This is a genomic window from Achromobacter sp. DMS1, from assembly GCF_001270295.1.
In genome coordinates this window covers 1-8,587 of sequence record NZ_LHSJ01000181.1, presented here as the reverse complement: position 1 = coordinate 8,587, position 8,587 = coordinate 1, and the positions used below count along the sequence as shown (strand labels likewise).

Below are 8,587 nucleotides of genomic sequence, written 5' to 3'. Positions count from 1 at the left end.
GGTGGCGGCGCGCGGCGCTCGCCGTGGCTGGTCGAGGAAGGCATGATCGAAAACGCCGCGCGCCAGGGCGAATACTTGCCTGGAGCGCCTGCGCGCCCTGCCGGCCACGGTGCGCACGAGGCGTGCGGGCGCGGCCTCATGCTGGCCTCGAACTGGAGCCGGACGCCGGCGGCGCGCGCCGGTGGTGCGAGCGGCTGCTGGCGCGCGGCATGCTGGTCAAGGACACGCATGGCCACACCTTGCGGCTGGCGCCTCCGCTGGTCATCACGCGGGATCAGATCGATTGGGCCTGCGATCAGCTCGAAGCCGTGCTGTCGGCCTGAACCCCGTTCCAGGAGTCTGCTCGTGTCCCATCCTCCCCTGCCCGCCTGCGTTTCCCTGATCGGCGCGCCCACCGATGTCGGGGCCGGCGCGCGCGGCGCCTCCATGGGCCCCGAAGCGTTGCGGGTGGCCGGCCTGGACGCGGTCATCCAGGCGCAAGGCCATACCGTGGCCGACCGCGGCAACCTGTACGGGCCGCCCAATCCGTGGCAGGCGCCGCGCGGCGGCTACCGGCACCTCGACGAAGTGGCCGCCTGGACCCGCACGGTGCACGACGCCGTCTACGCCGAGCTGGGCCAGCGGCGCCTGCCTGTGCTGCTGGGCGGCGACCACTGCCTGGCCATCGGCTCCATCAGCGCCGTGGCGCGCCACTGCCGCGAAACCGGCAAGAAATTGCGCGTGCTGTGGCTGGACGCGCATGCCGACTTCAACACCCGCGAGCTGACTCCCACCGGCAACATCCACGGCATGCCGGTGGCCTGCCTGTGCGGCCACGGGCCGGCGCAGATCACCGGACTGTCGGGACAGACGCCCGACATCCAGCCCGGCTGGGTGCGGCAGATCGGCATACGCAGCGTGGACGCGGGCGAAAAGCGCCTCGTGCACCAGGCGGGGCTGGAAGTGTTCGACATGCGCTATCTCGACGAAATGGGCATGCGCGCCACCATGGAGCGCGCGCTCGAGGGGCTGGACACCGACACGCACCTGCATGTGAGTTTCGACGTGGACTTCCTCGATCCGGACATCGCGCCCGGCGTGGGCACCACCGTGCCGGGCGGCCCGACCTACCGCGAGGCCCAGCTCTGCATGGAAATGATCGCCGACACGGGCCGGATGCGCTCGCTCGACGTGGTGGAGCTCAACCCCGCCTTCGACGTGCGCAACCGCACCGCGGAACTGGCCGTGGACCTGATCGAGAGCCTGTTCGGCAAATCCACGCTGATGCGCGGCTGACGCGCCCGGCTCAGCGCTCGCTCCACTGGCGCGCGGCCCCGGCGGCGTCCAGCAGGCTGCGCACGTGCGCCTCGCGCTCCTCCCAGACGCGGTGCGTGGGCCCCGCGACGCAGAACGCATACCACTCGCCGGCCAGGTCCAACGCCACGGCCAGGCCGGTGAGGTCGGCCACGCTTTCGCCCACGTTGGCCGCCCAGCCGCGCGCTTCGGTGGCCCGCAGCTCCTCCAGCAGGGCTACCCGCCCGTCCAGCGTGCGCGGCGTGTAGCGGGTGTAGGACACCCCGGCCAGCACCGTCTCGCGCTCGGCCGGCGCCATGCGCGCCAGGATGGCCTTGGCCACGGAGCTGGTGTGCAGGGGGCGCCGCGCGCCCGGGCGCGGCGCATAATGCACCGGCTGCGCCGACTCGGCCACGTCGAGAAACACCACCGCGCCGTCCTGGATCTTGCCGAGCATGGCGGTTTCACCGGTGGCGTCGCGCAGCGCCGCCAGCCGCGGCCGCAGCCGCTCCAGCCACGGATCGCCGTCCTGGATCAGCGCGCACATCGCGGCCAGGCGCGGCGTCGGGTAATAGCCGCCGCGCCGGCGCACCTCGTACAGATAGCCGCGCCCCACCAGCGTGCGCACCAGCGCCAGGCAGCTCGACATAGGGGCGCCCAGGCCCTGCGCCAGCTCCGTCAGCGGCATGGGGCGGCGCTCCTGCGCAAAGAGTTCAACCAGGTCCAGCGTGCGGGCGACGAGCTTCACTTCCATGGCGGCCTCAGGTTTTTCACTACGTTGACATTTCACAGATGCGAACCTAAATTCTTGCACAGGAATTTTTCTTCACATATAGGAAAACTCCTGCAGCCGGAGCCGCTTCCGGCGGCCCGCAAGATACCGCAGCATCATCCAGACAAGAACTTGAATACGGCCCGAGGGCCGCGGAGACAAGAAAGATGCGTATCAACCCCCTGCTGGCCGCCCTGGCCGCGACACTGGCCGCCTGTGCGGCCCATGCCCAGGCCGACGTGGTGCGCCTGGGCGTATCGAACGACCGTTCCGGCATCTATTCGGACCTGGGCGGCCTGGGCTCCGAAATGGCCGTGCGCATGGCGTGGAGGATTTCGGCGGCAAGGTCGCCGGCAAGACGGTGGAAGTCGTCGGCGCGGACAACCAGAACAAGGCCGACGTGGCCTCGGCCCTGGTGCGGCGCTGGTTCGACACGCAGAACCTGGTGGCGGTGGTGGACGGCGGCGCCAGCTCGGCCGGCCTGGCGGCCCAGGGCGTGGCGCGCGAAAAAGGCGGCACCGCCCTCATCAGCGGCGGTTTCGCGGGCGATTTCAGCGGCAAGCAGTGCAGCCCCCTCAGCACCCAGTGGGCGCCCGACACCTATGCGCTGTCCAACGCCGTGGTGCGCAGCGTGGTCGAGAAAGGCGGCAAGAGCTGGTATTTCATCACCACCGATTACGTCTTCGGCAAATCGCTGGAAAGCAACGCCACGCATTTTGTGCAGCAGGCCGGCGGCAAGGTGCTGGGCAGCACGCGGCATCCGCTGGGGGCCCTGGACTTCGCATCCTTCCTGATCCAGGCGCAGTCTTCGCAGGCCCAGGTGGTGGGCCTGGCCAGCGCCGGCGGCGACCTGGTCAACCTCATCAAGCAGGCGCAGGAATTCGGCCTGGGGGGCGGCAAGCAGCGCCTGCTCACCTTTCTCACGTTCATCAACGACGTGCGCGCCATGGGCCTGCCCGTGGCGCAGGGGCTGACCTTTCCCACCGGCTTCTACTGGGACGCCGACGAAGACACGCGCGCCTGGACGCGCCGCTGGCAGCAGAAAATGGGTGTGACCAGGCCGCCCTCGATCGTGCAGGCGCTGAGCTACGTGGCCACCACGCATTACCTGCAGGCCGCGCAGGCCGCCGGCACTTTCGAGGGCGAGGCGGTCAACAAGAAGATGCGCGAGTTGCCTATCACGACCAAACTGATAAAGAATGCCCGCATCCGTCCGGAAGACGGGCGCGTCATCATGGACTTGTACCTGGTGGAAGTGAAAAAGCCGTCCGAGTCCAAGTATGAAGGCGATTACTACCGCATTCTGTCCACCGTGCCCGGCGACCAGGTGTTCGTTTCGCTGGCCGACAGCGAATGCCCGCTGGTGAAGAAATAAGAACCGCAACCAGGAGACAAGTCCATGAAGTGCTATTGCGTCGTCAATTTCCGCGAATCGCTGCGCGAGATGGAGCAGCCCACGCCGCGGCCCACGGGTTCGCAGGTGCTGCTGCGCGTGCGCGCCGCCGGCGTCTGCCATAGCGACATCCACCTCTGGGAAGGCGGCTACGACCTCGGTCAGGGCCGCACCCTGTCGCTCAAGGACAGGGGGGTGTCGCTGCCCCTGACCATGGGCCACGAAACGGTGGGCACGGTGGAAGCGGCCGGCCCCGAGGCCCAGGGCGTGGAAAAAGGCCGCAACTATCTCGTCTATCCGTGGATCGGCTGCGGCCAGTGCGCGACCTGCCTGGCCGGCCAGGAAAACCATTGCGCCCAGCCGGCCTGCCTGGGCGTGCACCGGCCCGGCGGCTACGCCGACCACATCGTGGTGCCGCACCCGCGCTACCTCATCGACATCGGCGAGCTGGACCCCGCGCAGATCGCGCCCTACGCCTGCTCGGGCCTGACCACCTACTCCGCGCTGAAGAAAATCGGCGAAGCCGTCTACCGCGACAATCCCGTGGTGATCTTCGGCGCGGGCGGGTTGGGCCTGATGAGCCTGACCATCATCAAGGCGCTGGGCGGCGCGGGCGCCATCGTGGTGGACATCGACCCCGCCAAGCGCGAAGCGGCGCTGGCCGCCGGCGCCCTGGCCGCCATCGACGGCGCCGCGCCCGACGCCGCGCAACAGATCCTCCAGGCCAATGGCGGCAAGCCCCTGCGGGCGGCGATCGACCTGGTGGGCGCGCCCTCCACCGCCACCATGGCCTTTGACTTCCTGGCCAAGGGCGGCAAGCTCGTCATCGTGGGCCTGTTCGGCGGCGCGGTCACCTGGCCGGTCGCGCTCATTCCCATGAAAGCCCTGTCCATCATCGGCAGCTATGTGGGCAACCTGGCCGAACTGCGCGAGCTGATGGAACTCGTGCGCGCCGGCAAGGTGCCGCCCATGCAGGTGCACCGCTACGCGCTGGAACAGGCCGACAGCGTGCTGGGCTCGCTGCGCGCCGGCAAGGTGCTGGGCCGGGCCGTGCTGACCCAGGCCTGATCCGCGCGGCGCTCCCGGTTCAGGCCGGCTTGAGCCGGGGGTCGTAGACGAACTTCTCGCGCCGGGCGACCTGGATGCGCCCGGCGTCGGGATGCGCGGGATTGATGAGCACGTTGCAGTCGGGCACCCCGCTGCACGGCACGATGGCGCTGGGCAGCTGCAGCAGCGCCGACACGCCCGAGGCCACCCAGTTGTCGCCCACGGCCTGCGAGGCTTCGGCAAAGGGCACCGCGTCCCAGAAGGGATAATCCCGCTCGAGCTGCTCCACGGTGAGGATCTGGCGGTCTTCGTACACCTGGAGCGGCACCGACAGCTCGATGAGGTAGCGGTTGGCCTGCGCCGAGGCGCGCGCCCCGAAATGCACCACGGTTTCCAGCACCGCCAGCGACACGCTCGAGGAGGTGTAGACCACGGCGGTGCCCGGACTGTTGTAGCGCCCGCCCACCGCCGCCGCGCCCGCGCCGCTCAGGTCGTCGGCGCGGTACTTGCCCGCGGTGGTGCCGATGCGCCAGAGCGAAACGCCGCGGCTCATGCGTACACGCCCGCGGCGGCGCGCGTGAGCGTGTCTTCCACGATGCGGGTGCTGGCGTCGGACGTGAGCAAAGACAGGGGCTTGACGTTGCCCAGCGCGGGCACCGGCGTGTTGAGCCAGAGCACGGCTTCTTCGTCGCTGCCCAGCACCTGGCGGGCGACCCGTGTCACGCGGGCCACGCGGGCCAGGCGGTCGGATTCGCCCAGCGGCAGCGCCTGGCCTTCGCGCGTCCAGCGCGACAGCGACGCCGGCTTGACCTCCGCAATGGCCATGATTTCGGATTTGGGCACGCCCAGGAAATCGGCGGCGTCGTCCACCATGCGCGCGGGCAGGCCGCGGCGCACGTCGCGCGCCATGTCCTTGAGCGGGCTGTCGACCAGCTCCAGGAAGAGCTGGCGCGAACGGCCGGCCACCCGGCCCGGTGCGCGGGGAGGCGTCTTGCGGCCCGGGACTTTCTCGGCAAGTGCGGTAGACATGCGAACCTCCTGGCTCGGGCGCCCGCCCTGGCCGGATGGCCCGGACCCGGCAGCCCTTGTTTCCAATTGGAATTTATTTTAGCTCATATGGAATTCCATTGCCAGGAACATGGACATGCCCGATCCGACGCCTGGGCCGGGGCCGGGGAGAATGCGTATCATAGGCGGCGTCCCCATCTCCAGGACTTTTTCGCACAACGAGGCACTCCATGACCGACAGGCAACTCACCGTTCTCGCGGCGCTCAACATGATCGCGGCCGTGGGCGCGGGCGCGTTCGGCGCGCACGGGCTCAAGCGCATGCTCACGCCCGAACTGCTTTCCGTGTGGCAGACCGGCGTGCTCTATCACCTGCTCCACGCGCTGGGCCTGTTCATCGTGGCCCTGCTGGGCGCGCGCTTCGGCTCGCCGCTGCTTTCCGCCGCCGGCGCGGTCATGTTCGCGGGCATCGTGCTGTTTTCCGGCAGCCTGTACGTGCTGGCCCTGACCGGCACCCATTGGCTGGGCGCCATCACGCCCGTGGGGGGCACGGCCTTTCTCGCCGCCTGGGCCATGGTGGCCTGGGCCGCCTGGCGCGCGGCCTGAAGCCGCGCCCGCAATCGTTTTTCTCCCTTTCCGGCGGCGGCAGGCCGCCCTTTTTCCACGCAGTATGTCCGACTCCTGTACCCTTGCCGCCCGCCGCCCCGCGTCCCATGCGGCTGGCATCGCCTGCATCGTGGGCGGCATTTTCTTCCTGACGCTCAGCGACGCCAACGCAAAATGGCTGGGCGCGCACTACAGCCCGCTGCAGATTCTGTTCCTGCGCGCGCTGATCGCGCTGCCGGCGGTGGCCGGCATCGCCCTGGCGCTCGGCGGGCGCCGCATCCTGCGCACGGCGCACCCCGGCCTGCACCTGCTGCGCGGCGCCATCAACGTGATATCGGCCACCTGCTTCTATCTCGGGCTGCGCGCGTTGCCGCTGGCCGAGGCCACGGCCATCGCATTCGCGGCGCCGCTCTTCGTGACGGCCCTGTCGGTGCTGCTGCTGAAAGAGCAGGTGGACGGCCGTCGCTGGCTGGCCGTGCTGGCCGGCTTCGCGGGCGTGCTGATCATCGTGCGCCCCGGCACCTCGGCCTTCCAGGCGGCCACCCTGCTGCCCCTGGCCACGGCGATGCTGTACGCGGTAATGATGATTACCGCGCGCGGCATCGGCCAGGGAGAAGGCATGCTCACCACCACGTTCTATATCGTGGCCGGGCAGCTCGTCTGCAGCGCCGTCACCCTGCCCTGGGTCTGGCAGGCGCCCGAACCCGCGCACCTGCCCCGTTTCGCGGCGGTGGCGCTGTTTTCCACCCTGGGCCTGGCCTTCATCACGCAGGCGTTCCGCATCGCGCCCGCCTCCGTGGTCGCGCCCTTCGACTACACCGGCCTCATCTGGGCCACGCTGATCGGCTGGATCTTCTGGCACGAGACGCCCGATGCCTACGCCTTCGTGGGGGCGCTCTTCATTGCGGGCAGCGGCGTGTACATCGCGCTGCGCGAAACCCGCAGCGCCAAGGCGGCGCGGGGCGGCCGGGGCTGAGCCCTACTCCGTCGGCGGCGGGAAATGCCGCGCCAGCACGCCGGCCACTTCCGGCTTCTCGGCCGCGGCGCGCGCCACGGCGACAGCGCCGGGCAGTACTCGGCGAACCAGGCGGGCCCCGGACGCCAGCGCGTCATGACCGCCAGGTACAGATCCAGCGCGGAAAAGCGCGCGCCCAGCATGTGCGGCGCGCCGGCGTAGCGCTCGATCTCCTGCCAGATGTCCGCCCGCCGCGCGTGCACGCGCGCGCGCAGATGCTCCGCGGCGGGCCCCGGGCCGGTCCACTGGGGCGGGTCGTCGCCATAGGTGAAGGTCGGATAGACGGCCGCGACCAGCCGGATCAGCAGGTTCAGGAAGCGGGGCCGCGCGGGGTCGTCGGACGGCGGCGCCAGCCCGGCCCGAGGCGCCACGTCGTGCAGGTGCAGCATCATGGCCGCGCTCTCGGTCAGCACTTCGCCGTCGGGCGTCACCATGGTGGGCACCTGCCCCAGCGGATTGATGCGCAGCAGCCGGTCGCGCTGCGGCCCGGGCTTGAGATAGGGAATGTCCGTCAGCGTGTGGGGCACGCGGGCCAGCGCCAGGGCCATCTCGACGATGGCCGAACCGCAGCCCATGGAGCCGATGAGTTCATACGGTTTCATGTCACTCTCCCGGTTGCGCCGGCGCCACCCTCAGCAATTCGCCGGGGGAAGCGTCGGTCAGCACATAGACATAGCCGTCCGGTCCCTGGCGCACGTCGCGGATGCGGCTGGAACGCTCTCCCAGCAACCGCTCCTCGGCCACCACCTTGTCGCCGTCCAGGGTCAGCCGGATCAGGTCGCGGTCGGCCAGCGCGCCCAGGAACAGCGAGTTGCGCCATGCCGGGAAGCGGTCCGCATCGTAGAACGCCATGCCGCTGATGGCCGGCGATTGCTTCCACCAGTAGAGCGGCTGCTCGGTGCCCGGCGCCTCGCCGCCCCGGGCCTCGGGGATGGGCCGGCCCGAATAGTCGATGCCGTAAGTCGCCAGCGGCCAGCCGTAGTTGGCGCCGCGCTTGACGAGATTGACTTCGTCGCCGCCGCGCGGCCCGTGCTCGCTCTCCCAGAGTTGGCCGGTGCGGGGATGCAGCGCCAGGCCCTGCGGATTGCGATGGCCGTAGGACCAGATTTCGGCGCGTGCGCCCGGCTTGCCGGCGTAAGGGTTGTCGGGCGGCACCGAGCCGTCTTCGCGCAGGCGCACGATCTTGCCCTGCAGCTTGTCCAGGTCCTGCGCGGCCATGCGCTGGTAGTTTTCGCCCAGCGAGATGTACAGATAGCCCCTGCCGTCGAACACCAGGCGCGCGCCGTAGTGCACGCCGGTGGAGAGCTTGGGCGCCTGGCGGAACAGCACGCGGAAATCCTCCAGGGCGCGGCCGTCGTCGGACAGCCGGCCCCGGCCCACCGCCGTGCCGCTGCGCTTGCCGTCGGATTCCGCATAGGAAAGATAGACATAGCGGTTGCGGGAGAAGCCGGGCGGCAGCGCCACGTCGAGAAGCC

8 protein-coding genes and 3 pseudogenes are annotated in these 8,587 nt (G+C 69.9%); 6 read left to right on the top strand and 5 right to left on the bottom strand.

The genetic code is table 11. The annotated features are described in order from the left end of the window. Positions 1-323, top strand: a pseudogene (gene rocD / locus AD428_RS25420) (ornithine--oxo-acid transaminase); the annotation flags it as partial. Between the two features lie 22 nt (positions 324-345). Then, positions 346-1,275 (top strand): arginase, encoded by a 930-nt coding sequence (rocF, locus tag AD428_RS18560; RefSeq protein ID WP_235490879.1) that lies wholly within the window; start codon positions 346-348, stop codon positions 1,273-1,275. A gap of 10 nt (positions 1,276-1,285) precedes the next feature. Here the strand turns inward: rocF and AD428_RS18555 are convergent, their stop codons facing one another. Further along, positions 1,286-2,026, bottom strand: coding sequence for an IclR family transcriptional regulator (locus AD428_RS18555; protein WP_053246170.1), 741 nt, complete (start codon positions 2,024-2,026; stop codon positions 1,286-1,288). Positions 2,027-2,211: 185 nt separating this feature from the next. Between AD428_RS18555 and AD428_RS18550 the strand changes: the two are divergent. Together AD428_RS18550 and AD428_RS18545 are read left to right on the top strand one after the other, a co-directional pair. After that, positions 2,212-3,419 (top strand): annotated as a pseudogene (locus AD428_RS18550) (ABC transporter substrate-binding protein). A gap of 24 nt (positions 3,420-3,443) precedes the next feature. Then, entirely contained in the window at positions 3,444-4,505 is a 1,062-nt protein-coding gene (locus tag AD428_RS18545) for an alcohol dehydrogenase (RefSeq protein ID WP_053246169.1), read from the top strand. A gap of 19 nt (positions 4,506-4,524) precedes the next feature. On the opposite strand, the gene AD428_RS18540 is transcribed toward AD428_RS18545, so the two are convergent. Together AD428_RS18540 and parS are read right to left on the bottom strand one after the other, a co-directional pair. Further along, the gene (locus AD428_RS18540) at positions 4,525-5,037 is read right to left on the bottom strand and encodes an RES family NAD+ phosphorylase (protein WP_053246168.1); all 513 of its coding nucleotides are present in this window, start codon (positions 5,035-5,037) and stop codon (positions 4,525-4,527) included. Next, positions 5,034-5,513, bottom strand: coding sequence for a type II RES/Xre toxin-antitoxin system antitoxin (gene parS, locus AD428_RS18535; protein ID WP_053246167.1), 480 nt, complete (start codon positions 5,511-5,513; stop codon positions 5,034-5,036). The genes AD428_RS18540 and parS overlap by 4 nt, the downstream gene beginning before the upstream one ends. A 209-nt stretch (positions 5,514-5,722) precedes the next feature. Here parS and AD428_RS18530 point away from each other — a divergent pair, with 209 nt between their 5' ends. Together AD428_RS18530 and AD428_RS18525 are read left to right on the top strand one after the other, a co-directional pair. Continuing rightward, complete coding sequence (locus AD428_RS18530) at positions 5,723-6,097, top strand: DUF423 domain-containing protein (protein WP_053245146.1); 375 nt, start codon at positions 5,723-5,725, stop codon at positions 6,095-6,097. Positions 6,098-6,161: 64 nt separating this feature from the next. Continuing rightward, positions 6,162-7,073, top strand: coding sequence for a DMT family transporter (locus AD428_RS18525; RefSeq protein WP_053246166.1), 912 nt, complete (start codon positions 6,162-6,164; stop codon positions 7,071-7,073). Positions 7,074-7,076: 3 nt separating this feature from the next. Here AD428_RS18525 and AD428_RS18520 read toward each other — a convergent pair. Together AD428_RS18520 and AD428_RS18515 are read right to left on the bottom strand one after the other, a co-directional pair. Then, a pseudogene (locus tag AD428_RS18520) lies at positions 7,077-7,714 on the bottom strand (glutathione S-transferase family protein). 1 nt (position 7,715) lies between these two features. Beyond that, on the bottom strand, positions 7,716-8,587 hold an 872-nt coding region (locus AD428_RS18515; RefSeq protein WP_053246164.1), incomplete at its 5' end, for a PQQ-dependent sugar dehydrogenase.

What these genes read in the sequence shown, in the direction of transcription:
- AD428_RS18530 (WP_053245146.1), top strand. Translation starts at nt 5,723, where the DNA reads ATGACCGACAGGCAACTCACCGTTCTCGCGGCGCTCAACATGATCGCG.
- AD428_RS18545 (WP_053246169.1), top strand. Translation starts at nt 3,444, where the DNA reads ATGAAGTGCTATTGCGTCGTCAATTTCCGCGAATCGCTGCGCGAGATG.
- parS (WP_053246167.1), bottom strand. Translation starts at nt 5,513, where the DNA reads ATGTCTACCGCACTTGCCGAGAAAGTCCCGGGCCGCAAGACGCCTCCC.
- AD428_RS18525 (WP_053246166.1), top strand. Translation starts at nt 6,162, where the DNA reads ATGTCCGACTCCTGTACCCTTGCCGCCCGCCGCCCCGCGTCCCATGCG.
- AD428_RS18555 (WP_053246170.1), bottom strand. Translation starts at nt 2,026, where the DNA reads ATGGAAGTGAAGCTCGTCGCCCGCACGCTGGACCTGGTTGAACTCTTT.
- AD428_RS18540 (WP_053246168.1), bottom strand. Translation starts at nt 5,037, where the DNA reads ATGAGCCGCGGCGTTTCGCTCTGGCGCATCGGCACCACCGCGGGCAAG.